Below are 23,029 nucleotides of genomic sequence, written 5' to 3' on the forward strand. Positions count from 1 at the left end.
TCCAATGGCTTGCTGTGGGGCGGGGCCGCCCTCATCCTAACGCCCTGACCCGACCACCGGACTCCCATCACCGGACACCGCTTCCCGACAGGGCGGCCGACTACAACTCACGAGGATACTGATGCGCTCTTCCGTACTGGCGTTGGCCCTGCTGCTGGGCACCACCTCCCTCACCCTGGCCGCCCCGCCCGCCCCGGCCACCAGCCCGGCCGCCCCCCTGATCGAACGGGCCAAGTTCTTTGGCAACCCCAGCCGCACCCAGGCCAAGCTGAGCCCCGACGGCAAATGGCTGTCATGGATCGCGCCGCGCGACGGCGTGCTGAACATCTGGGTGGCACCGGCCAGCGACCCCACCAAGGCGAAGGCCCTGACAGCGGAGAAGGTCCGCCCCATCCGCCAGTATTTCTGGTCGCCCGACGGCAAGATGATCCTGTTCGTCAACGACAAGGGCGGGGATGAGAATTTCGTCCTCTACGGCGTCACGGTCGCCACGGGCGAACAGCGCACCCTGACGCCGCAGGAAAAGACGCGCGTCGACATCATCGGCACCAGCCACCGCATCAAGGACCGCATCCTGGTTGGCCTGAACAACCGCGATCCCCGGTGGTTCGACGTCTACAGCCTGGACCTGGCCAAGGGCGCCCTGACCCTGGTGTTCAAGAACGAGGGCTATGCCGGTTTCGTCGCGGACGAGTCCCTGAAGCTGCGCCTGGCGGCCAAGTCGCGGCCCGACGGCGGCACCGACTTCTTCCGCGTGGCCGACAATAAGGTCGAAGCCCAGCCGCTGGGCGCGGTCGGGCTGGACGACAGCCTGACCACCAATGCCCTGGGCTATACCGAGGATGGCAAGACCCTGTACTGGATCGACAGCCGCAGCCGCGACACCGCCGCCCTGATCGCCCAGGACGCCGCCACCGGCGCCACCCAGGTGGTGGGCCAGAGCGCCAAGGCCGATGTCGGCGAGATCCTGGCCGATCCCAAGACGGGGGTGGTCCAGGCCTATGCCGTCGATTACCTGCGCACGGAATGGACGGCGCTGGATCCCAAGATCGGCGCCGAGCTGGACTTCCTGAAGACCCAGTTGAAGGGCGACATCCACATCACCAGCCGCACCGACGACGACAGCGCCTGGATCGTGGTGGTGGACCCGGTCACGGCGCCGGCGGCGACATACCGCTTCGACCGCAAGGCCCACACCCTGACCAAGCTGTTCGTCAACCGGCCGGAGTTGGAGGGCGCCGACCTCTCGGCCATGCACCCCGTGGAGATCAAGGCGCGCGACGGCTTGACCCTGGTCTCCTACCTCACCCTGCCGGCCGGGGCCGACAGCAAGGGCGATGGCCACCCCGACCAGCCCCTGCCCATGGTGCTGTTCGTCCACGGCGGCCCCTGGGCGCGCGACGGCTACGGCTACAACGGCTATCACCAGTGGCTGGCCAACCGGGGCTATGCCGTGCTGTCGGTCAACTACCGGGGGTCCACCGGCTTCGGGAAGAACTTCATCACCGCCGGCAACCTGCAATGGGGCCGCAAGATGCATGACGACCTGATCGACGCCGTCGACTGGGCCGTGAAGCAGGGCATCACCACCAAGGACAAGGTGGCCATCATGGGCGGGTCCTATGGCGGTTATGCCACCCTGGCCGGCCTGACCTTCACCCCCGACGCCTTCGCCTGCGGCGTGGACATCGTCGGCCCCAGCAACCTCGCCACCCTGCTGAAGACCATCCCGCCCTATTGGGAGGCCGGCAAGCAGCAGTTCTACAAGCGCATGGGCGATCCGACGACGGAGGACGGCCGCCAGCTGCTGCACGACGCCTCCCCCCTGTTCAAGGCGGCGGATATCAAGAAGCCGCTGCTGATCGGCCAGGGCGCCAACGACCCCCGCGTCAACCAGGCGGAATCGGACCAGATCGTGAAGGCGATGAAGGAGAAGAACATCCCCGTCACTTACATCCTGTTCCCCGACGAGGGCCACGGCTTCGCCCGCCCGGAAAACAGCATCGCCTTCAACGCCGCCGCCGAACAGTTCCTGGGCGCCTGCCTGGGCGGCCGCGCCGAACCCTTCGGCACGGCGCTGAAGGGTTCCAGCATCACCGTGCCCGACGGGGCCCAGTTCACGCCGGGGCTGGCGGCGGCGCTGGGCAAGAACTGATCGTTGGTTGCGACTGTCAATTTAAGTCGGCAGCATCAATTCCAAAAACCTCCTTTAACTTGCGAGCGAGGTCATGTTCTCCTGAACGCGTGGCATCCTTTATGTAAAAGATCAACATTTCCCTTGCATGTTCCGTAGAAACTCGAAATGAAAGATCTTCAATGCCCAGCTTGCTATATCTATAAAGCTCTGGATTCCTTAATGAGTCCTTCCGGGCTTTGATGTTAGCGGCATGGGAAGACAGCCCACAAATATTGTTAAGCTCGTCAGCGACATGGAGAACCTCCATGTCGCTTGACGATTCAACATCCTCGGCATCGACCATTCCAGACCTCTTGGCTACGTGAAGAGCACGCTTACCAGGAATGATAAACCCCCAATCTTGACCAAGTAGAGGCTAATCGAAAGTTTTCGACGCGCTTCAACGATAACTCCTTGGGGAGAGCGATTGGCGACATAGGAACGACGGCCTTCAGCTATGCATACATAAAATGCAATTGCGATCCGTTATCACTCTCACTATGAAGGAGCCCGTCACCGCCCTTACCTAACGGACCCCCCGATGAAAACGCGCGCCGCCGTGTCGCTTCTGGCCCTGCTGACGGCCCTGCACTATTCCCAGCAAGCCCAGGCCGCCGACGCCGTTGCCGCCCCTGCGGATGCGGTGACGGATGCGACGGGGAGCGCCACCGGGGGCACCGACGCCGGCCAGGAAAAGGCGCTGGACGACATCATCGTGAGTGGCACGCAGACCCCCTCCTTCAAGGCGGAGGTGGTGCAGGTCGGCGCCTTCCGGAACCAGTCGCTGCTGGACACGCCGCTGACGGTGTCCATCCTGCCGCGCGCCCTGCTGGACGCGCAGGGGGCGCAAGGGCTGGACGACGCATTGCGCAACACGCCGGGCATCACCCAGCAGTCCACCAGCCCCCTGACCAGCAACAACTTCGTATCGCGCGGCGTGCTGATGAACGCGCGCACCAACTATCGCCTGAATGGCTCCCTGCCCATCATCAACCTGGGCCCCATCCCCATCGAGAACAAGCAGCGGGTCGAGCTGCTGAAGGGCGTGTCGGCGCTGTACTACGGCATCAGCACGCCGTCGGGCATCGTCAACGTGGTGACCAAGCGGGCGGGGCCCGACCCCGTCACCAGCTTCACCATGAACGGCGACGGCAACGGCAGCTTCGGCAGCGGCTTCGACATCGGGCGGGAGTTCGGCGACCACAATGAGTACGGCGCCCGCGTCAACGGCTACGCCTCGCGTATCGGCACGCCGGTGAACGACGTGGACGGCCGCCGCTGGCTGATGAGCGGCGCCTTCGACTGGCGCGCCACCGAGCGGCTGACCTTCAAGCTGGACACCGAGTATTACCGCCGCGAGATGGATGAGCCGGGCGGCGTCACGCTGCCTAGCGCCGTGGGCGCCAAGAACGGCAATGGCGGCACCATCACCCTGCCCGCCGTGCCCGACCCCACGCAGCGCCTGGCGCCGCTGAACGCCCCCTACAACACCTGGGCCACCAACGTGGTGGGCCGCGCTGACTACGCCATCACCGACGACTGGTCCGCCCGTGCGGAGTTCGGCGTCGCCTCCACCCGGCGGCAACGCACCATCGCCAACCTCGGCTCCGTCAACCTGGCCACCGGTGCCGGCACCATCACCGGCACCTACACGCCCGACCAGGAATATCGCAACCAGAACCTGCGGCTGGAAGTGTCAGGCAAGTTTGACACCGGCCCCATCAACCACGAACTGCTGCTGGGGTTCAGCCGCAACCGCCAAACCCAGGAGGACCAGCACCAGCAGTCCTACGTCGGGGTGAAGCAGAACCTGTACGACCCGCTGACCATCCCCTATGACAGCCTGAAGTTCACCACCACCAAGCTGAACGCCGGCAGCGTCAACATCGACACCGGCGGCTATGTCATGGACATGGCGCACCTGGGCGAGAGCTGGCTGCTGATCGCCGGCGCCCGCTATGTCGACTACGACACCGCCTCCACCGCCCGGAACTACGCCGTGCAGACGGTCACCCCGACCGCCGGCCTGGTCTACAAGCTGACGCCGAAGTCCAGCCTGTACGCCACCTATATCGAGGGGCTGGAGAGCGCCGGCACCGCCCCCGACGGCACCACCAATGCCGGCAGCATCCTGGACCCGGTGGTCAGCAAGCAGGTGGAGGCGGGCGGACGCATGGAGGTGGGCGGGGCGATGATGTCGCTGGCCTGGTTCCATATCGAGCGTGGCCTGGCCTACACCGACATCCACAACACCTATGTCGTCAACGGCACGGCCGTGCATCAGGGCGTGGAAGCCTCCATCCAGGGGGAGGTGCTGCCCGACGTATCGCTGCTGGTCAGCGGCCAGTATCTGAACGCCCTGCAGGAGAACACCGGCAACGTCTACCAGGACGGCCGGCGGGTGGAAAACACGCCACGCTGGTCCGGCTCCGTCTTCGCGGAGTACCATCCCGACTTCCTGGGTGGCGTGGCCCTGAACGCCGGCGTCTACTACACCGGCGACCGGGCGGCGGAAGCGCAGAACCGCGCCTATCTGCCCGCCTACACCACGCTCAGCCTGGGCGCCAGCTACAAGACCATGGTGCGGGGAAGCGGGCTGACCCTGCGCGTCAACGCCGACAACGTGACCAACGAACGCTATTGGGCCACCGGCGGCAGCACGCTCTATGCCGGCATGCCGGCGACGGTGCGCTTCTCGGCCACGCTGGATCTGTAAGTTCCTCAGGCGCCGGCAGGCCCGTCCGGGCCTTTGGCTATCCTCGATTTCCAGTCCACTCCGTTCACCGGAAATCTCCGGCGGACGCGGTTGCGTCCTGCACGAGTAGGAGCGCAGATCATGCTCGTGCTCCACCTCGGAGAGGCTTAGACCAAACATTGTCGCTATCGCCCCGGCGTCGACCCTTTGATGCCAGGGCATGGCTGTCCTTGAAATTTCGTGAGCGTGTTCGCTTGACACGCCGCCCGGATGCCGGTTTTATCCTGGGCATCATGACCGTGACCACGACCACCCTGCTGCTCCTTATGAACCCGGCCTCCTGAGAGGACCGGGCATTTCGTCATAAGGTTGCGTAAGGTTCGTGAGTTTTACCCATGTCATGTCATATCGCCCCCTGGGCCATTTCTGCCAAAGCCAGCATCGCCGCCGCCAGCGCCCAGCCGCTGACCCTCGCCGCGCGTCTGCGCCTTACCGGCGGTCGCCGGGCCTGACGGCCATCCGGCGGCTGTAGGTTTGGCCGTATTCACCTCCCCCGACTGAATACTTTAAAAGCAGAGACGCCCTGATCATGTTGCGCGATCCGTCCACCAAATACCGCCCCTTCGCCCATGCCGACCTGCCCGACCGCACCTGGCCGTCGCGCGCCATCACCCGCGCGCCGCGTTGGCTGTCCACCGACCTGCGCGACGGCAACCAGGCCCTGATCGATCCCATGGACGCGGAGAAGAAGCAGCGCTTCTTCGACATGCTGGTGAGGATCGGCTTCAAGGAGATCGAGGTCGGCTTCCCCTCCGCCTCACAGACGGAATTCGACTTCGTCCGCAGCCTGGTGGAGGGCGGCAAGGTCCCCAACGACGTCACCATCCAGGTGCTGACCCAGGCGCGGCGCGACCTGATCGAGCGCACGTTCGAGAGCCTGCACGGCGCCCCCCGCGCCATCGTCCACATGTACAACGCCATCTCCCCCGCCTGGCGCCGCATCGTCTTCGGCATGGACCGGGCCGGCATCAAGGACATCGCCGTCAAGGGCGTGACCATCATGCGCGAGCAGGCGGAGAAGCATCCCGACACCGACTGGATCTTCGAATACTCGCCCGAGACCTTCAGCACGGCGGAGCCCGACTTCGCCCTGGAGGTGTGCGAGGCGGTGCTGGACGTGCTGCAACCCACGCCCGACAAGCCCGTCATCCTGAACCTGCCGGCGACGGTGGAGGCCGCCGGCCCCCACATCTACGCCGACCAGATCGAGCGGTTCTGCCGCCAGATCAGCCGCCGCGACAGCGTGGTCATCAGCGTCCACCCGCACAACGACCGGGGCACCGGCGTGGCGGCGGCGGAACTGGCGGTGCAGGCCGGTGCCGATCGTGTCGAGGGCTGCCTGTTCGGCAATGGCGAGCGTACGGGCAATGTCGACCTGGTGACCCTGGGCCTGAACCTGTACACCCAGGGCGTGGACCCGGGCCTGGACTTCTCCGACATCCAGTCGGTCGTGCAGACGGTCCAGTACTGCAACCAGATCCCGGTGCATCCCCGCCACCCCTATGCGGGTGAGCTGGTGTTCACCGCCTTCTCCGGATCGCATCAGGACGCCATCAAGAAGGGCTTCGCCGCGCAGGCCGGGCGCAACGATCAGTTCTGGGACGTGCCCTACCTGCCCATCGACCCCACCGACCTGGGCTGCGGCTATGAGGCCGTCATCCGCGTCAACAGCCAGTCGGGCAAGGGCGGCATCGCCTGGGTCATGGAACAGGACAAAGGCTTGAAGCTGCCCCGGCCCCTGCAGATCGACTTCAGCCGCGTGGTCCAAGGCTACGCCGACGAGACCAGCCGCGAACTGACGGCGGCCGACATCTGGTCCATCTTCCAGGACACCTACTGCCTGACCGGCCTGCAGCGCTTCGAACTGATCGACTACCAAGAGACCGGCGCCGCCGGCAGCCGGGAGCGCATGTTCGTCGGCCGCATCAGCGTGGGCCGGGAGGAACGCAGCGTCAGCGGCCGGGGCAATGGCCTGCTGTCCAGCGTGCTGGCCGCGCTGAAGGCCGACTGCGGGGTGGAGCTGGACATCGTCGATTACCAGGAACACGCCATCGGCCACTGCGGCGACGCCCGCGCCGCGGCCTATGTCGAGTGCCGCACCGGCGACGGCCGCAAAGTCTTCGGCGTGGGCATCGACACCGACGTCGCCACCGCCTCCGTCCGCGCCGTGCTCAGCGCCGCCAACGGCGCCGGCTGAGCCCAAAAGAAAGGACGGGTGGCGCCCCAACGCCACCCGTCCGCGCCCCCGCCTCAAGCCATCGCGGTCAGGCGGCCCCCCGCGCCGCCTTGGCGGCGGTGAAGCGGTTGACCGGCACCTCCAGCCCCAGGTTGTCGCGGAAGGTGACGCCGTCATACTCCCGCCGCAGCAGGCCGCGTTCCTGCAGGATGGGCACCACGGTGTCCACGAACACGTCCAGCTGCCGGGGCAGCGCCTCGAAGAAGACGAAGCCGTCGGCGGCCTTGGCCTCCAGCCAGTGTTGGAACTTGTCGGCGATCTGTTCCGGCGTGCCGACGAAGTTGCCGCGCGGGGTGGCGAAACGCTGGGCCACCTGGCGCAGGGTCAGGTTGTCCGCCTTGGCCGCCGCCACGATCTTCAGCACGGCGCTCTGGGTGCTGTTGTACGCATCGGCCCCGACCTCGGGGAACGGCGCGTCCAGGTCGTACTGGGTGAAGTCATGGTCGTTGAACGGCCGGCCCAGCATGGACAGGGCGTTCTCGATGGACACCAGGTTGGCCAGTTCCTGGTACTTGGCCTCGGCCTCCGCCTCGGTGGCGCCCACCACCGGCGCCACGCCCGGCAGGATGAACACCTTGTCCGGATCGCGGCCGAAGCCGGCGGCGCGCGCCTTCACGTCGGCGTAGTAGGCCTGCGCCTCCGCCAGGTCGTCCTGGCCGACAAAGATGGCGTCGGCATGCTTGGCGGCGAAGTTCTTGCCATCCTCCGACGCGCCGGCCTGGAAGATCACCGGCTGCCCCTGGGGCGAACGGGCGATGTTCAGCGGTCCCCGCACCTGGAAGAACTCCCCCTTGTGGTCCAGGGTGTTGAGCTTCTTGGGATCGAAGAAGACGCCGCTTTCCTTGTCATGGACCAGGGCGTCATCCTCCCAGCTGTCCCACAGGCCCTGGACCACGTCCAGGTACTCCGCCGCCAGGCGATAGCGCTGGTCATGGGCCAAGTGCTGGGCCTTACTGTAATTGGCGGCGCTGCCTTCCAGCCAGCTGGTGACCACATTCCACCCCGCCCGGCCGCCGCTGATATGGTCCAGCGAGGCGAACTGGCGCGCCACGGTGTACGGTTCGCTGTAGCTGACCGTCAGGGTCCCCACCAGGCCGATATGGCTGGTGGCGCCGGCCAGCGCCGACAGGATGGTCAGCGGCTCGAAGCGGTTCAGGTAATGCGGGCTGGACTTCTCGGTGATGTAGACGCTGTCGGCCACGAACAGGAAATCGAACTTCCCCCGCTCCGCCACCTGGGCTTGGCGCTTGTAGAAGGCGACGTCCGTGCTGGCGCTGGGCTGCGCGTCGGGATGGCGCCAATCCCCCCACGTCCGGCCCACGCCGTGAAGGATGAAGCCCAGTTTCAACTGCTTGCCCGCACTCATGATCGCCTCCGCTGATGTCGAGGCGGTCAGCATCCGGGCGGGACCGGCGTCACACAAACGAGTCTTCTCAAAGAGGGTGTTGAGTGGCGCCGGAAATGGTTGCTTGTCAGAACATTTCGACCCGTGGGCGCAGTTCCCCCTCCCAGGTCTTGGATCACGCGTACTGCGCTTCGCCGTTGCCGAAGGACCAGTTCTCCTTGGGCACCTCAACCAGGTTGATGAACACATCCTCACGCCGCAGGCCAAGGCGCGCATGCAGGCCATCGGCCACCGCCTTGTAGAAGGCCTTCTTCACCTCCAGCGTGCGGCCCAGATTCAGGGTGACCTGGATGATCACCGTGTCACGGCTGCGATGAATACCCAGATAGGTCGGATCGGCCACGAAGTCGCTGTCACCATGTTCGGTGATGATCTGGAAGCGGTCGTCCTTGGGCACGTTCAGGGTGCTGAGCATAGCCTCGTAGATAACTTCGCCGATGGTATGGCGGTATTCGGCGGACTTGCCTTTGACGAGGTCGATGCGGGCGAGCGGCATGGGTGTTCCTCCGGTTGCGGGCGACCCCGAACGGGTTGCCCGATCATGAGCATGTCGTATTTACGGGTAATTGCCCATATGATCGTTGACAGCGTCCCCGCGGGCGCGCCTGATACGCTGGCGCCCGTTTCCACCAGGACCGTTCATGCCTGATACCGCCCCCCTCGCCAACTCCGAACCCACGCAGTGCAACTGCGCCGCTTTGCGCCAGGCGTCACGCCGACTGACCAAGTTCTATGACGCGGCCCTGGCGCCCACCGGCCTGGGCATCAACCAGTATTCCATCCTGTCCCGCCTAAACCGCCACGGGCCCAGAGGTATCCAGGATCTGGCGGCCCTGCTGGCCATGGACAGATCCACCCTGGGACACCTGCTCCGCCCACTGGAGAAGCGCAACCTGGTGTGCCTGACCATCACGCCGGCGGACAAGCGCCGCCGGGTCCTGGTGTTGACGGCGGAGGGGCGGGATCTGATCGCCCAGGCCCAGCCGCTGTGGGCGGCGGCGCAAGCACGGTTCGAGCACGCCTTCGGCAGCGATAACGCCCTGACCTTGCGCACCGTGCTGCGCCAGGTTGAAACAGCGGACCTGGCGGAGCCGGTGTAGTAAAGGCGCCGCCCCAATCAGAACCTTTTAAATAAAATTCTATCTAATGACGCCAGAGCAGCGGCAGAACGCCGCAGCCCGCCTGCACGCGACAGGATACGCGGTTAACCGGGGTAGCAATTGGGTAGGTACACCCCATGTCATCTCCCTATAATGAAGTATCTCTTGTGGGAAATGGATAGGGACCACCGCGCAATTCACTTCAGGAGCAGCCATGCCGCGCCTTGTCGATTTTTCCTTACGTACCCGGATATTCTGGGCCTTCGCGCTGGTCCTGCTCGTGACCCTGGGCCTGGGGCTGTTCGCCCTGGAGCGTCTGTCCCGCATCGAGGCGGCCGCCGCCGACCTGGGAACCGATGCCTTGCCCTCCATCGTCGCCAGCAATGAACTGCTGCAGGGCGTACTGGAGGCCCGGCGCTTCCAGCAGGGCATGCTGCTGGCCACCGATGACGCCGCGCGGGCCGAGCAGGAAAAGACGGTGACCCAGGAGCTGGACCGCGTGACCAAGGGCCGCCGGGCCTATGACCCGTTGATCACCATCGAGCGGCCGCAGATGGACCAGTTCGACCAACTATGGCCGCGGTTCCTCGCCTCATCCACCCAGGTCATCAACGCCCTGCACAAGGGCGACCGGGAAACGGCGCTGAAGCTGTACGCCGGTGAGAACCGGGAACAGACGCGCGCCCTGATCAAGGTGCTGACGGAGGCGGCGGACCTGAACTACCGCGCCGGCCAGGATGCCTACGCCTTGCTGAGCCGAACCACAGGCAGCTCGCGCCTGGGCACGCTGGTGGCGCTGGGCTTGGCCCTGGCCGTGGCCTTCGTTGCCGGGGCGGTCACCGCGCTGACCACCAGCCGCCCCACCCGCCTGCTGACGGCGGCGATGACGCGGCTGAGCCAGCGGCAGTTGGATGCCGCCATTCCCGGCACTGATCGGCAGGATGAGATCGGCGCCATGGCGCGGGCGGTCCAGATATTCCGCGATGGCCTGGTGGAAGCCGACCGCCTGGCGGCCGCCCAGCGGGAGGCGGAGGCGGCCAAAGCCCGCCGCGTCGCCGCGATTGATCGCCTGGTCAGCGACTTCGACCAGCAATCGTCCCAAATCCTGCGGCAGTTCAGCGGCGCCGCCGCCGAGTTGGACACCGCCGCCCAAAGCATGTCCGGCGTGGCCGAGGAAACCAACCGCCAGTCGGCCAGCGCCGCCGCCGCCGCCGGGCAGACCACCGCCAACGTCCAAACCGTGGCCGTGGCCGCGGAAGAGATGGCGGCCAGCATCGCGGAGATCAACCGCCAGGTGGTGCATGCTCAGACCATCGCCAACCGCGCCAGCATAGATGCGCGTGAGACCATGGCCACCGTCGCCGGCCTGACGGACGCCACCCAGCGCATCGGTGAGGTCGTGACCCTGATCCAGACCATCGCGGAACAGACCAACCTGCTGGCGCTGAACGCGACCATCGAGGCGGCGCGCGCCGGTGAGGCTGGCAAAGGCTTCTCCGTCGTGGCGGCGGAGGTGAAGGGCCTGGCCAACCAGACGGCCAAGGCGACCGAAGACATCGCCGCGCAGATCATGGCCGTGCAGCAGGTGTCATCGCGTACCGCCAGCGCCATCCAGGCCATCGGCACGGTGATCGAGGAGGTGAACGGCATTTCCACCTCCATCGCCGCCGCCATGGAGCAGCAGGGCGCCTCGACCACGGAAATCAGCCGCAATGTGGGCCAGGCCGCCACCGGCACCCAAGGCGTGGCCGACGCCCTGGGCGCCGTGACCCAGGCGGCCGGGCAGGCCGGTGCCGCCGCCACCCAGGTGCTGGGCGCCGCCCATGACCTGTCGGAACAGTCCGACGTGCTGCAAGCCCATGTCAGCCGCTTCCTGGCCGCCATCAAGGCGGCTTGAAGGCAGGCCGCCGGCCGCTGACAAAACGATGGCCGGCGACGGTTGATCCCGTTGCCGGCCTTCTTTGCGTTTCAGGAGGGCGACCTGGGTTGTTGACCAACTGCCGCCTTGGAGCCCGCCGGTGATCCCCTTATGGTGCCCCGGTCACCGCCCCTAGCTGGAGCCTGAGACATGCAATCCCTCTACCGTGCCGCCGACGACCGTTACGAGGCCATGCCCTATCGCCGCTGCGGGCGCAGCGGCTTGGACCTGCCCGCCATCTCGCTGGGCCTGTGGCACAATTTCGGCGGCGCCGACGTCTTCGAAACCGGTCGCGCCATCCTGCGCCGCGCCTTCGACCGCGGCGTCACCCACTTCGACCTGGCCAACAACTACGGTCCGCCCTATGGCTCGGCGGAAGAGAATTTCGGCCACGTCATGGCCACCGATTTCCGCCCCTACCGGGATGAGATGATCATCTCCACCAAGGCCGGATACGACATGTGGCCCGGCCCCTACGGCATCGGCGGGTCGCGCAAGTACCTGATCGCCAGCCTGGACCAGAGCCTGCGCCGCATGGGCCTGGAGTATGTCGACATCTTCTATTCCCACCGTGTCGACCCAACCACGCCGCTGGAGGAAACCATGGGCGCCCTGGCCCAGGTGGTGCGCCAGGGCAAGGCGCTGTACGTCGGCATCTCCTCCTACTCAGCCGACATGACGGCCAAGGCCGCCGCCCTGCTGAAGGAGATGGGCACGCCCTGCCTGATCCATCAGCCCAGCTATTCCATGCTGAACCGCTGGATCGAGGGCGGCCTGCTGGACACCTTGAAGGATGCCGGTATCGGCTGCATCGCCTTCTCCCCACTGGCACAGGGCCTTTTGTCCAAAAAGTACCTGAACGGCGTGCCGGCCGACGCCCGCGCCGCCAAGGGCGGGTCGTTCAAGGAGGAATTGCTGACCCCGGCGGCGCTGGCGCATGTGCGCGCCCTGAACGCCATCGCCGAGCGGCGCGGCCAGACCCTGGCGCAGATGGCCATCTCCTGGGTGCTGCGCGACGCCCGCGTCACCTCCGCCCTCATCGGCGCCCGGACCGTAGCCCAGTTGGACGACAGCCTGGATGCGCTGAAGAACCTGGCGTTCACGGATGCGGAGCTGGCGGAGATCGACGCCCATGCCGTCGATACCGGCCTGAACATCTGGCAGCGCTCGTCCGATGCCAGCACGCCGGAGTAAGGGACCGGTCCTCCACGATAAAGTGATGCCCGCGCCCTGGATGATGGGCGCGGGCATCAAGTCTGGCGGCGCGGCAGGGGCCGCGGGGTCCGCCCATGGGGAGGAAGGCGACGGGGTGATAAAAGTGCGGGGGGCACCCCGCCGCCGCCTGGAAAAGGTACGCCGGATGGCATCCTGGCGCTTGCACGCCTCATCGCCCTTTTGTCTGAAAGGGGCGTCGTTTCAGCCCAGAAGGCGCGCCATCTCCGCCTTCACGGCCGGAACGTGGCGAAGCAGCGTCACATCCTCCTCATCATTCAGGTCCTGACGGCGGAAATACGCGTCGTCCAATCCTTCATGCTTGTGCGGGTGGTGATCCGGGAACGGGGCCCGCCCCCGCGCCCGCTTGCGCTCGAACTCCCAGCGCGACTTGACGGAATAGTGATGGATGTACAGCCGGGCGTGGGAAATGTCGGGCGTAAAGGCGTGGTCGCGCAGTTCAACGGCGGCCCCCAGGTCATCGACATAGCGCCACCCCTCCCGCAACCATCCGGAATGGATGAGCATGCGATCCACGGCGGCCATCCGCGCAAACGTCTTCATATGGACATGCCCATTGTGCCGTGCGGGAGCGCAACGGGTGAAGCGCTCGGTCACCAACCGGCCGTCGGGTTCCAACTGCCCGCCGGAACCGAAGTAGCGCCAATTGATCGCCACCGCCCCCACGCCGGGATCGGCACCATAGGTCGCCGCCAGCGCCGGCAGGGAAAGTCCTTCCCGGCTGACGACGAATTCATCGGCGTCGATGAACAGCGCCCAGTCGGTTTCCCCCCGAAGTAGGTCAGGAAATGGTTGTAGGCGCGCAATTGCGGCCCCAGCGTCGTGTTTCCCCACCAATCAAAATCCTGCGGATTGGGAAGCGACATCACGACATCGCGAGCTTCGGGGAAAAGCAGCGTGGCGTGTCCGGCGGCCGACGGCCAGTCCACAACGGTGATGCCGGCGCGTGCGGCGATGCGGTCCAACAGCAGACGCGTGCCATCGGTGCTGCCGTTGTCATAGATGACGAAGCGGTCAACCCCCATCAGCCGGTAGTAGGCGACCCATTCCAGCAGAAAATCGCCTTCGTTCTTGACGATGGCGCAAATGCTCACGCGGGGCAACCGCACGGCCGGGTTGTTGATTTCGACATGCCCTACGCACTGTTCCCAGCCCGCTAAAAATTCGATCTCTTCCATTAGCCTTTGCCACCCGCGCCCCTGGAATAAACTATAAAAGCGGGGTGACGCGCGGAACCAGTATGCCCTCCGCCATAACACGGACGAGCTAACCCGCTCAGCGTTCGATGCGATAGACGAAGGCGTAGTCGCCGGGCGCCTGTTTAGGCACCATCAGGTGCAGACCATCCCCATCCTGGTGGAAGGAAATGGTTTGGCCGGCCCCGCCATCCAGCAGGGTGACGGCCTTGACCGTTTCGCCCGCCGCCAGAGCGTGGATGACGGCCCGCCCGTCCTGCGGCCAGCCCATCTCGATGGCGTAGAGGGTGTCACCCTTGACGGTGAAGCGGAAATCCTCCGGCCCTAGGGGCCTGTCCGTCTCACCCTCCTTGAACGAACCGCTGGCCATCCGCGCGGGTCCCTCGCCGAATTGGCGCCACGGCCGGGTGCCGTAGATGGCCTCGCCATTGGTCTTCAGCCAGGCGCCAATGGCCAGCAGCCTGTCCTGCGCCTCCTCCGGGATGGTGCCGTCGGCACGCGGGCCGATGTTCAAGAGCAAATTGCCGTTCTTGGACACGATGTCGGCCAGCAGGTGGATGACCTTCTCCGGCGACTTGTAGCGCTCCCCCTCGATATAGCCCCAGCTGTAGTCGCCCAGGGATGTGCAGGTCTGCCAGACGCGGGGCTGGATATCGGGCATCAGCCCCCGCTCCACATCCGCCACGCCGCTGCCCGCCGCCAGCGCCCCCTCCTTGTAATTCACCACCGCCGACGCCCCGCGCCGGCCTTGGGTATTGTAATAATAGGCGAGGAACTTGGGCAGGGTGGTGCGGAAGGCCGGATGGCTGATCCACCAGTCGAAGTAAATGAGGTCGGGGTGGTAGTCCTCCACCAGCTCCGCCGTACGCGCCAACCAATCGTCCAGCCAGGCGGTGGACACGTAGGTGAAATCACCCGTCATCTGGGCGTCGCCCGTATCCTCGGCCGTCAGGCGCGCCTCCGCCGGGCCATAGAGGTCGGCGTAGCGCGGGTCGTTCACGTCCGACGCGATCTTGCGCCCCTCGCCAAAGAACCAGTCATGTTCAGCCCGGTGGGAAGACAGTCCCAGGCGCAGGCCCTGGGCCCGCACCGCCCGCGCCAAGTCACCGATCAGGTCGCGCTTGGGGCCCATGCGCAGGGCCGACCAGTCGGACAGGCGGGTGGCGTACATCGCGAAGCCATCATGATGTTCCGCCACCGGCACAACGTAACGGGCACCCGCCGCGCGGAACAGGGCGGCCCAGGCGCGCGGATCGTACTTCTCCGCCTTGAACAAGGGGATGAAGTCCTTGTACCCGAACTTGTCGGGCGGGCCATAGACCGCCAGGTGGTGCTGGTATTCCTTGCTGCCCGGGATGTACATGCGGCGCGAATACCATTCGCTGCCGAAGGCCGGCACGGAATAGACGCCCCAGTGGATGAAGATGCCGAACTTGGCGTCCGCGTACCATGGCGGCACCTGCCAGGTGCGTAAGGAGTCCCAATCCGGCCGGAAGGGCCCGCCGGCATCGCCCGCCGCCACCTTTTTCAGCAAGGCGTCCCGTTCCCGCGCCCCCTTGGTGGCCTGGCGCCAGGTGGCATCCCTCTGCTCCGGCGTGAGGGAGGTCGCGGTGGGGGCTGTGGCGGGCGGCGCCCCGCCTTGCGCCCCCGCCATGCCGGGCCAGGCCGACGTGGGAATGAAGACGGCGGCCCCCAGCAATAGGGCGCGCACGGCCCCGGAACAGCGATCCACCCGGTGTAGGAATGAAAGCGTCATGGCCAGTGCCATCGGTGGTGGTGATCGACGAAGCGGAAACAGCCTCTCACATCAGCCATCGCGCGGCTGCATCGAATGCGCCCATCATCGTACGCGCACGCTGGCCTTGGCCCGCTGGCCGGCCGCGTCGATGACGGCGATGTCGGCGAAGCCGATGCCGTCCGGCACCCAGTCCGCCCCGTCCCCGGCGGCGGATTGTAGGGGCAGGCCATTGACCAACCAGCGTAAAGGGGGCTGGCCGCCCAGGGCCTCCAGCGGGACGGGGATGGGGACGCCATCACGACCTTCCGTCCGCTCGACCTCCGCGCCATCGGGGGGAAAGGCGATGCGCAAGGGAGCCTGGGCTTGCGTCACACCAGGCCCACCCCGGTCGAACAGGGCCAGCGCCGGGGGCAAGCCATGGCCAGGGCCTGCCTCCAGCACACCCGGCGGCGGATTGGGGGAGCCCCCATGATCCGGCACCAGGTCCATCAAGCGGAACAGCAGCGGCGCGGCGGTATCGCGCCCGGCGGCGCCGGGCCGGGGGGTCCCATCCGGCCGGCCCACCCACACCCCGACGACATGGGTGGAGGTGAAGCCAACGGCCCAGGCGTCACGGAAGCCATAGGAGGTGCCCGTCTTATAGGCCAGCCACCGGCCACCAACGGCGGCGCGGCCATCAGGCCGGGGCGTGCCGGCCAGGATGTCCGCCACATACCACGCCGCCACCGGGCTCATCAGCCGGCGGGCGGGCCGCTTGATGCCCGCTTGCGATGTCAGCAGCAGGGGCTGAACCTGCCCGCCATCGGCCAGGTCGGCATAAAGATTGGTCAGATCCGCCAGGCTCAGGCCCAGCCCGCCCAAGGCCAGGGGTAGCCCGGGGGCGGCGTCCGGCCGGGGCAAGACGATCTGCGCCCCCGCATCGCGCAGGCTACCCAGGAAACGGGCGGGGCCCAGCCGGTCCAGCACCTTCACCGCCGGAACGTTGAGCGACTGTTGCAGCGCCTCACGCACCGTCACCAGTCCGTGAAAGCCGCCATCGAAATTGCGCGGCGCGTAGTCGCCGAAGATGGTCGGCGCGTCGTTGATGCGGGTTTCGGGATGCAGGGCCAGCGCCTCGAAGCCCAGGCCATAGAGGAAGGGCTTCAGGGCCGAGCCGGGGGACCGGGGGGCGGCCACCATGTCGATTTGGCCGAAGGGGCCGCTGAAGCTGCCCCCGACATAGGCGCGGGCCTTGCGGCTGCCGACCTCCATGACCAGCACGGCGATCTCCGCCGCGGGCTCCAGCGTGCCTTGGACATCGCGCACCAGCGCCTCCACCCGCCGTTGCAGGCCGGCGTCCAAGGTACTGGCGATGACGGCACCCGGCGGCGCCTCACGGCGCAAACGGTCAGCCAGATGGGGCGCCAGGAAGGGCAGCGGCCGGCGGTCCAGGGGCAAGGGCTCCGACATCGCTTCCCGTGCCGCCTGGCGGGTCAGCACGCCGGTGGCGGCCATGCGGCGCAGCAGGCCGTCCCGGCCCGCCCGCGCCGCCGCCGGCGCCAAATCCGGCCGACGCTTGGTGGGCGACTGCGGCAGCGTCACCAGCAGGGCCGCCTGTCCCGGCGTCAGCGCCGCCGGCGGCCGGTCGAAATAGGCCAGGGACGCCGCGCGCGCCCCTTCCAGGTTGCCGCCGAAGGGGGCCAGGGTCAGGTACATGCCCAGGATGTCGCGCTTGGAGAACCGCGCCTCCAGCTGTACGGCGCGCGCCATCTCCACCAGCTTGGCCCACACCGTCCGGGGGCGCGGCTCCAGCAGGCGGGCCACCTGCATGGTCAGGGTCGACCCGCCGGAAACGATGCGTCCGTGGCGGATGGCCTGCGCCAGGGCCCGGGCGAGGGCCAGTGGGTCGATACCGGGATGGTGGTAGAAACGGTGGTCCTCATAGGCGACCAGCAGCTTCAGATACAGCGGGCTGGCCTCCGCCGCCGTCAGGGGCAGCCGCCAGGCGTCGTCGTCGGTGATGAAGGCGCGCAGCACCTCCCCCTTCTCGTCCGTCACCAGGGTGGACCGGTTCCGCCAGCGCGCCAGATCGGGCGGGAACAGCCGGTCGGCCACCAGCGCCAGGACGGCAAGGACCAGCACCCCGGCCCCCAGGCGCCTGGCCCACCGCGCCGCCCGCGCCCGCCGGGAGCCTGCCGGCGGGAATACGGTGGACGGGTCGGATGTCACGGCACCGCATCCACCACGGTGCGGCCGGCCGCGGTGCGGGCGATAGCGCCCGGGTCGTACATGTCCTGGGTGGAGGCGGGCGGCAACGCGAACTGGCCCGGGGTCACCGCCCGCACGATATAGGCAAAGCGGAAGCTTTGGGTGGGGCCACTCGCCTCCCCATCCTCGTCCTCCTCGAACCAGGAGGGCTGGCCCGCGTCAAGCACACCGACGAAACGGTCGTCCCGGGCTTCCGCCACCGCGGCGCTGCTGAGCTTCTTCAGCCAGTCCAGGTCCGGCTTTCCACCCTTGGCGACGGGACGCAGGACGAACTCGATCTCCCATCCCGCCGGCAGCGGATCGACGGTCACCAGGGTCCGCTTCACAGGCTGCTGCAGCGTGCCGGTCAGCACCACCACCAGCCGCGTGTTGCGCGCGACATGGTCGGTGCCGGCGGGGTGGCCATCCAGGGTGTAGACCTCCTTGGTTAAGCTGATGCCCTCGGACACCGGGCCGGGGCTTTCCTTGGGTACGCCGCGCAGTTGCACAGTGCGCCAGACCGGGGCCGCGCCGCTGTTGACCACGCCGAAACCGGCCGCCATCTGCGCCGGTGTCGGGCTGTAGGTCAGGGCGCGCCCGGCAGCGGCCTTGGCATAGCCGGTGGTGGTCAGGGTGATGGGCTGGCCCTTGGCCAGGATGGCCTGCGCCGCCAGCAGCAGCCAGCTTTTCTGATTGGTGTTGTAGTACCACGGCTCCTTGAGGCCGGAGAGCGCCAGGCGCAGCGCCGCCTCCTGCAAGGACGTGGTGTTGGCCTCGGCCGCCACCGCCAGGGTGGCGGCGGCGTCGCGCAGCGGACTGCTGTAATAATCATGCGAGGATTGGCCCAGGTGCCGCCGCGCCCGCTCGAACGCCGCGTCCGCCCGCGCCTTGTCGCCGGACGCCAGCAGGGCCGCCCCCAGCTGGGCATAGGCCAGCGGGCCGTTGGACAGCTGCTCCCCCGTCACATCGTGGATATAGCGCAGGTTGGCCGGGGTGGCGTGGCCGCCCCTGGCCAGCAGATACTGACCGTAGACCAGCGCCTCCCCCTGTTCCCCCGTGGCGCCCACGCCCCGGTCGGTCTGTCGCGTCACCCAATCGGCCAGCGACTGCATCGCCATGTCCGGCACGAAATAGCCGGCCGCCCGCGCGCGGGTGAGAAAGTCGAACACGTACATCTGCAGCCAGGTTGACCCCAGACCGTCGCCTGCCGCCCACAGGCCGAACTGGCCCGTGGTGTCCTGTCGCTGCAACAGCCGATCTATGGCGGTGTTCACCCGGTTGTCCGGGTCCTTCACATTGCCCTCCAGCCCCAATTGGCGGGCCAGGTCGCGGAAGGCGACCAAGGGCAAGGCGCGGCTGGTGGTCTGCTCAGTGCAGCCATAGGGGTAAAGGTCCAAATCCTTCATCAGGCCGGCGACGTCGATGCCGGGCAGGTTAGCATAGGACAGGGTGATGCTGCCGGTACCGGGCTGGAAGAGGTCCAGCAGGTTGGGCGGCAGGGTGAACGCCTCGCCCGGCGCCTGCTGGCGCTGCTCGGCCATGACGATGGGTGCCTCCGCCGGGCGCACGGTGATGGGCCACGACCGCTGCAGCTTCAGGCCGCCCGGCCCCTCCACCTGCAAGGTCAGGCCCCCGATGCCGGCCTCGCCACCGCGCAGCGCCACCGGCTGCACCACGCGCTGGCCAACGGCCAGGGTCACAGTGCGCCGGGCATCCCCCGCCAGCCTCAACGCGCCATCGGCAACCAGCGTCACGCGATAGTCGCCGCCGGCTCCCTCCAGATTGTGCAGCAGCAGGGTCCCGTCCGCGGTATCGTTGGGCGCCAGGAAACGGGGCAATATCACCTCCGCCACCACCGGGTCGCGCACCACCATGGCGGCCTCAGCCATGCCCATGCGGTCCTTGTCCAGGGCCACCGCCATCAGGCGCAGGCTGCCGTTGAAGTCGGGAATGTCCAGCGTCACCTTGCCATGGCCCTTGCCGTCCAGCGACACCAGGCCGGAAAACAGGGCGACGGTGCGGGTCGGGACCACCGGCAGAGCCACCCCACCCGGCGAGCTGTCGCCACCCTGGCGCAGCACGCCGGTTTGCCCGGCCTGGCTTTCCAGCAGGCGGCCGTAATCGTCGCGCATCTCCGCCGCCAGCTTGCGCTTGGCGAAGAAGTGGGCCAAGGGATCGGGACTGCGGAACCGGGTCAGTTGCAGGATACCCTCATCGACCGCCGCCACGGTGACGTAGGCTCCTGCCCCCGCGCCCGCCGCGTCCACCTGTACATCCACCTTCTGCCGGGGGCGCAGGGTCTTGGGCGCGTTAAGGCTGACCGTCAGCGCCTTGGGGGCGGAATTTACCGGAATCCAGGCCAAGCCGACCGCGCGCACCGGCTGGTGGCCCACCACCTTGTCCGCCGGCCTGATGAAGGACACCAGGGCATAGGCGCCGGCCCCCCATTCCGCCTTCACCGGTATGTCCACCGTCACCGGCTCCGCCCCCACCGCGCGGGTGGTCAGGACGTGGACCTCCTGTCCCGCGACCGCCACCTGCATCTGCCCGGCGAAGGGCGGCTCGATGCGCAGGTGGGCTGTCTCACCGGCCCGGTATGCGGCCTTGTCCAAGGCCGAGGGCACCACGTCGGGCGCGTCGGTGCTGGCACCCGCCATGTACCAGCCGCTGTAGAAGGGGACGGTGGTGACGGCGCCATTGGCGGGGTTTTCCACCAGCAAACGATACTCGCCCCACTCCAGCCGCTGGCTCAGGCGCGCGGGCTTGCCGGCGTCCAGGTCCAGGGTGCCGCTGGCCACCGTCTGGTATTGCGCGCTGGACTTGTAGGACCACTGGTACCCGCTGCGATACCAGGTGTAATGGCGGTCAACCCGGCTGACGGTGTAGCGCAGCCCCTTGACCGCCTGGGGCGTTCCCTGCCCGTCCACCGCCAGGATGTCGAAATCGGCGTTACCCCCCTCCCGCACCCTGTGGTTGGCGAACAGGGGACGGACGCCGACAAAGCCGGCGCGGTAGCTGACAGGCAGGGCGGTCTGGTCGCGCGTCACCCGGCCACCCGGTTCGACCACCGCCACGGTGACGAGGGCGCGCAATGGCGCGGTGGCCGTACCGGCCTCGGGCACGTGCACCTGCACCTGGGCCTTGCCTTCGCCATCCGTGTGGGTATCGGCGACCTCTCCCATCCGTGGCTGGAACTTGTCGTCATCGCGGCCGAACGCGAAATCGGTCCACTTGGCGAAAGGCTTGTCGTCGCGTTCCAGCAGCACCTCGCCACCCACCAGCAAGTCGCCGGCCGCGGCGCCATAGAGGAAGCGCGCCTCCACCGGCAGGGTCGCGGTCTGGCCTGCCGCCAGCGTGGCGGCTGGCGCCTTGCCGATGGTCACCTTCAGGCGTTCGGGCACGAAGTCCTGCACCTCAAAGCTACCGCTGCCCACCACGGCGTCACCGCCCGCGACATAGACGTCGAGTTCCCATTCGCCCCGGGGTGCGGCGGCGCTGATGGGCACGTCGACGGTACCGGCCCCGCTGGTCAGCTTGGCCGTCAGGTGCGCCGCCTCCACCCCGTCGCTGCGCCGGACGACGACCGCCACGGTGTCGACAGCGCTGGTGCGGATCTGCGCGTCCCGCAGCATGAAGGCGGCGTGTACCACCTCCCCCGGGCGATAGATGCCCCGCTCCGTGTAGACATAGGCGTCCAGGGGGCCGGGATCGGGCCGGCCATCGGCGCCCCGCGCGCTGAAGTCAAACGCGGCGCGATCCAGCGACAGGGCGGCGAAATCGGCCGGCGAACTGGCGAAGGGAATGAGGGAGGGGCCGCCGGCGAAGGCCTCCACCAGGGCCGGCCGCGCGCCGCCCTTGCCCCGCAGCAGCCCGATGGGGAAATGGGCGATGCCGTCGCCATCGGTCTTGGCCTCCCCCAGGGTGCCGGAATCGTGCGCCACCAGCACCACGCGGGCACCGGAGATGGGCGTGGCCTTGGCCAGCGACCGGGCAACCACCGTCAGGCCATCCCCACCCGTCAGCGCGGTCAGCGCCATATCGGTTTCAACCAACCAGCGCGCAGCCGTTCGGGCCTCGCGCTCCTGGTAAGGCATGTCGTCCCGGTTCTTGGCCAGCTTCTCATCCTCGACCACCAACAGGTAGGCGCCGGGCTGCCGGTCCTTCAGAACCTGGTCCAGGGGAAAATTGGTGATGCTGCGCTTGTTCTGCTGGCCCTTGGTGTCCATGGTCCCGGTCCATACCGGGCGCACCTTGTCGTTCACCAAACTCTCGACACTCCAGCCCGTCGGATCCTGGTTCAAGGACAGGCTGGTCAGGGCGGTTTCCGGGGCGCGGTAGAGGCTGAGCGTCACCCGGGGGATGTTCACCGTTTCCACCCCCACCCCGGCATTGCCGACCCGCGGCAGGACATAACCGGTGCCGGCGATGCGGACGCTGCCCGGCAGGTCGTGCATCACCAGGCGGAAGGTCAGGTTCTTGGGCAGGACGGCACCATCGGCGGCCGGCAGGCCAGCGCGCACGGTGACGCCATAGGCCTTGCCCGGCTCCAGGCCGCTGAGACACAGCTGTCGGTCACTGGCCGTCACCGCGATATCCGCCACCGGATCCAAGGCGACGAAGGCGGACAGGTCGCCCCGGTTTTCCGCCAAGGGGGCGTTGAACCAGACACAGGCGCCGCTGGCATCGGTGTCGCTCTGCGCCAGGGTACCGGACGGCGCCAGCATTCCCGCCGCCATCGCCGGCCCGCACCAGGGCGGGGCCAGCAGCAGGATTGCGGTGACCAGACGGGCGACCAACACGACGCAGCGTCCCATGCGAGACCCCGGAATATGAGGGAAGCGAGGCGGCGGCGAGCCGCGACGCCCGATCCTGGCGACGGCGTCGCGGCGGCGTCAAGGCCGATCGGCAATCAGGGCTTTCATCACCCGGGGGACTATGTCGTAAAGGTAAGGGATGGAGGCGCCGCTTCCGCCATTGAGAGCCTGCCGGGACGGGAAATTAGGACTGCGCTGCTGCCCTTTCTTTCCGAAGCGTCCCCTTGGAGTC

Annotated in this window: 14 protein-coding genes; 6 read left to right on the forward strand and 8 right to left on the reverse strand. The window is 67.4% G+C overall.

The window, feature by feature from the left end; all coding sequences use genetic code 11:
• The first annotated feature begins 121 nt into the window (after window positions 1-121).
• A complete protein-coding gene (locus UCD39_RS15705; protein ID WP_330496898.1) occupies window positions 122-2,155 on the forward strand; it encodes a S9 family peptidase in 2,034 nt (677 codons plus the stop codon).
• A 16-nt stretch (window positions 2,156-2,171) separates the two neighbouring features.
• On the opposite strand, the gene UCD39_RS15710 is transcribed toward UCD39_RS15705, so the two are convergent.
• Window positions 2,172-2,480, reverse strand: coding sequence for a hypothetical protein (locus tag UCD39_RS15710; protein ID WP_330496899.1), 309 nt, complete (start codon window positions 2,478-2,480; stop codon window positions 2,172-2,174).
• A 237-nt stretch (window positions 2,481-2,717) separates the two neighbouring features.
• Between UCD39_RS15710 and UCD39_RS15715 the strand changes: the two genes are divergently transcribed.
• Entirely contained in the window at window positions 2,718-4,892 is a 2,175-nt protein-coding gene (locus UCD39_RS15715) for a TonB-dependent siderophore receptor (protein WP_330496900.1), read from the forward strand.
• Between the two features lie 568 nt (window positions 4,893-5,460).
• The gene (leuA, locus tag UCD39_RS15720) at window positions 5,461-7,128 is read left to right on the forward strand and encodes a 2-isopropylmalate synthase (RefSeq protein ID WP_330496901.1); all 1,668 of its coding nucleotides are present in this window, start codon (window positions 5,461-5,463) and stop codon (window positions 7,126-7,128) included.
• 67 nt (window positions 7,129-7,195) lie between these two features.
• On the opposite strand, the gene UCD39_RS15725 is transcribed toward leuA, so the two are convergent.
• Window positions 7,196-8,533 carry an LLM class flavin-dependent oxidoreductase gene (locus UCD39_RS15725; protein ID WP_330496902.1) on the reverse strand — a complete coding sequence of 446 codons (1,338 nt, stop codon included), beginning with the start codon at window positions 8,531-8,533 and terminating at the stop codon, window positions 7,196-7,198.
• 154 nt (window positions 8,534-8,687) lie between these two features.
• Window positions 8,688-9,068, reverse strand: a complete 381-nt coding sequence (locus tag UCD39_RS15730; RefSeq protein WP_330496903.1) for a tautomerase family protein — start codon at window positions 9,066-9,068, stop codon at window positions 8,688-8,690.
• Window positions 9,069-9,213: 145 nt separating this feature from the next.
• Here UCD39_RS15730 and UCD39_RS15735 point away from each other — a divergent pair, with 145 nt between their 5' ends.
• The 3 genes from UCD39_RS15735 (at window position 9,214) to mgrA (ending at window position 12,784) form a co-directional block, all read left to right on the forward strand.
• Entirely contained in the window at window positions 9,214-9,672 is a 459-nt protein-coding gene (locus tag UCD39_RS15735) for a MarR family winged helix-turn-helix transcriptional regulator (protein WP_330496904.1), read from the forward strand.
• Window positions 9,673-9,886: 214 nt separating this feature from the next.
• On the forward strand, window positions 9,887-11,569 hold the full coding sequence (locus tag UCD39_RS15740) for a methyl-accepting chemotaxis protein (protein ID WP_330496905.1): 1,683 nt from the start codon (window positions 9,887-9,889) through the stop codon (window positions 11,567-11,569).
• A 171-nt stretch (window positions 11,570-11,740) separates the two neighbouring features.
• The gene (mgrA, locus tag UCD39_RS15745) at window positions 11,741-12,784 is read left to right on the forward strand and encodes an L-glyceraldehyde 3-phosphate reductase (protein WP_330496906.1); all 1,044 of its coding nucleotides are present in this window, start codon (window positions 11,741-11,743) and stop codon (window positions 12,782-12,784) included.
• A gap of 222 nt (window positions 12,785-13,006) precedes the next feature.
• On the opposite strand, the gene UCD39_RS15750 is transcribed toward mgrA, so the two are convergent.
• The 5 genes from UCD39_RS15750 to UCD39_RS15770 all read right to left on the reverse strand — a co-directional run bounded on the left by UCD39_RS15750 (window position 13,007) and on the right by UCD39_RS15770 (window position 22,797).
• Complete coding sequence (locus UCD39_RS15750; RefSeq protein ID WP_330496907.1) at window positions 13,007-13,366, reverse strand: hypothetical protein; 360 nt, start codon at window positions 13,364-13,366, stop codon at window positions 13,007-13,009.
• A gap of 50 nt (window positions 13,367-13,416) precedes the next feature.
• Entirely contained in the window at window positions 13,417-14,001 is a 585-nt protein-coding gene (locus UCD39_RS15755) for a glycosyltransferase family 2 protein (RefSeq protein ID WP_330496908.1), read from the reverse strand.
• Between the two features lie 97 nt (window positions 14,002-14,098).
• Complete coding sequence (locus tag UCD39_RS15760; protein ID WP_330496909.1) at window positions 14,099-15,775, reverse strand: alpha-L-fucosidase; 1,677 nt, start codon at window positions 15,773-15,775, stop codon at window positions 14,099-14,101.
• 84 nt (window positions 15,776-15,859) lie between these two features.
• On the reverse strand, window positions 15,860-17,965 hold the full coding sequence (gene pbpC / locus UCD39_RS15765; protein ID WP_330496910.1) for a penicillin-binding protein 1C: 2,106 nt from the start codon (window positions 17,963-17,965) through the stop codon (window positions 15,860-15,862).
• Window positions 17,962-22,797 (reverse strand): alpha-2-macroglobulin family protein, encoded by a 4,836-nt coding sequence (locus UCD39_RS15770; RefSeq protein WP_330496911.1) that lies wholly within the window; start codon window positions 22,795-22,797, stop codon window positions 17,962-17,964. Before UCD39_RS15770 ends, pbpC begins: the two co-directional genes overlap by 4 nt.
• Between the last annotated feature and the right edge of the window lie 232 nt (window positions 22,798-23,029).

Source organism: Nitrospirillum karajorum (genome assembly GCF_036348415.1).
GTDB lineage: Bacteria > Pseudomonadota > Alphaproteobacteria > Azospirillales > Azospirillaceae > Nitrospirillum > Nitrospirillum amazonense_B.

Bases quoted from the DNA above. Each gene is read 5' to 3' on its own strand.
- UCD39_RS15705 (WP_330496898.1), top strand. From the start codon at position 122: ATGCGCTCTTCCGTACTGGCGTTGGCCCTGCTGCTGGGCACCACCTCC.
- UCD39_RS15710 (WP_330496899.1), bottom strand. From the start codon at position 2,480: ATGGTCGATGCCGAGGATGTTGAATCGTCAAGCGACATGGAGGTTCTC.
- UCD39_RS15715 (WP_330496900.1), top strand. From the start codon at position 2,718: ATGAAAACGCGCGCCGCCGTGTCGCTTCTGGCCCTGCTGACGGCCCTG.
- leuA (WP_330496901.1), top strand. From the start codon at position 5,461: ATGTTGCGCGATCCGTCCACCAAATACCGCCCCTTCGCCCATGCCGAC.
- UCD39_RS15725 (WP_330496902.1), bottom strand. From the start codon at position 8,533: ATGAGTGCGGGCAAGCAGTTGAAACTGGGCTTCATCCTTCACGGCGTG.
- UCD39_RS15730 (WP_330496903.1), bottom strand. From the start codon at position 9,068: ATGCCGCTCGCCCGCATCGACCTCGTCAAAGGCAAGTCCGCCGAATAC.
- UCD39_RS15735 (WP_330496904.1), top strand. From the start codon at position 9,214: ATGCCTGATACCGCCCCCCTCGCCAACTCCGAACCCACGCAGTGCAAC.
- UCD39_RS15740 (WP_330496905.1), top strand. From the start codon at position 9,887: ATGCCGCGCCTTGTCGATTTTTCCTTACGTACCCGGATATTCTGGGCC.
- mgrA (WP_330496906.1), top strand. From the start codon at position 11,741: ATGCAATCCCTCTACCGTGCCGCCGACGACCGTTACGAGGCCATGCCC.
- UCD39_RS15750 (WP_330496907.1), bottom strand. From the start codon at position 13,366: ATGAAGACGTTTGCGCGGATGGCCGCCGTGGATCGCATGCTCATCCAT.
- UCD39_RS15755 (WP_330496908.1), bottom strand. From the start codon at position 14,001: ATGGAAGAGATCGAATTTTTAGCGGGCTGGGAACAGTGCGTAGGGCAT.
- UCD39_RS15760 (WP_330496909.1), bottom strand. From the start codon at position 15,775: ATGACGCTTTCATTCCTACACCGGGTGGATCGCTGTTCCGGGGCCGTG.
- UCD39_RS15770 (WP_330496911.1), bottom strand. From the start codon at position 22,797: ATGGGACGCTGCGTCGTGTTGGTCGCCCGTCTGGTCACCGCAATCCTG.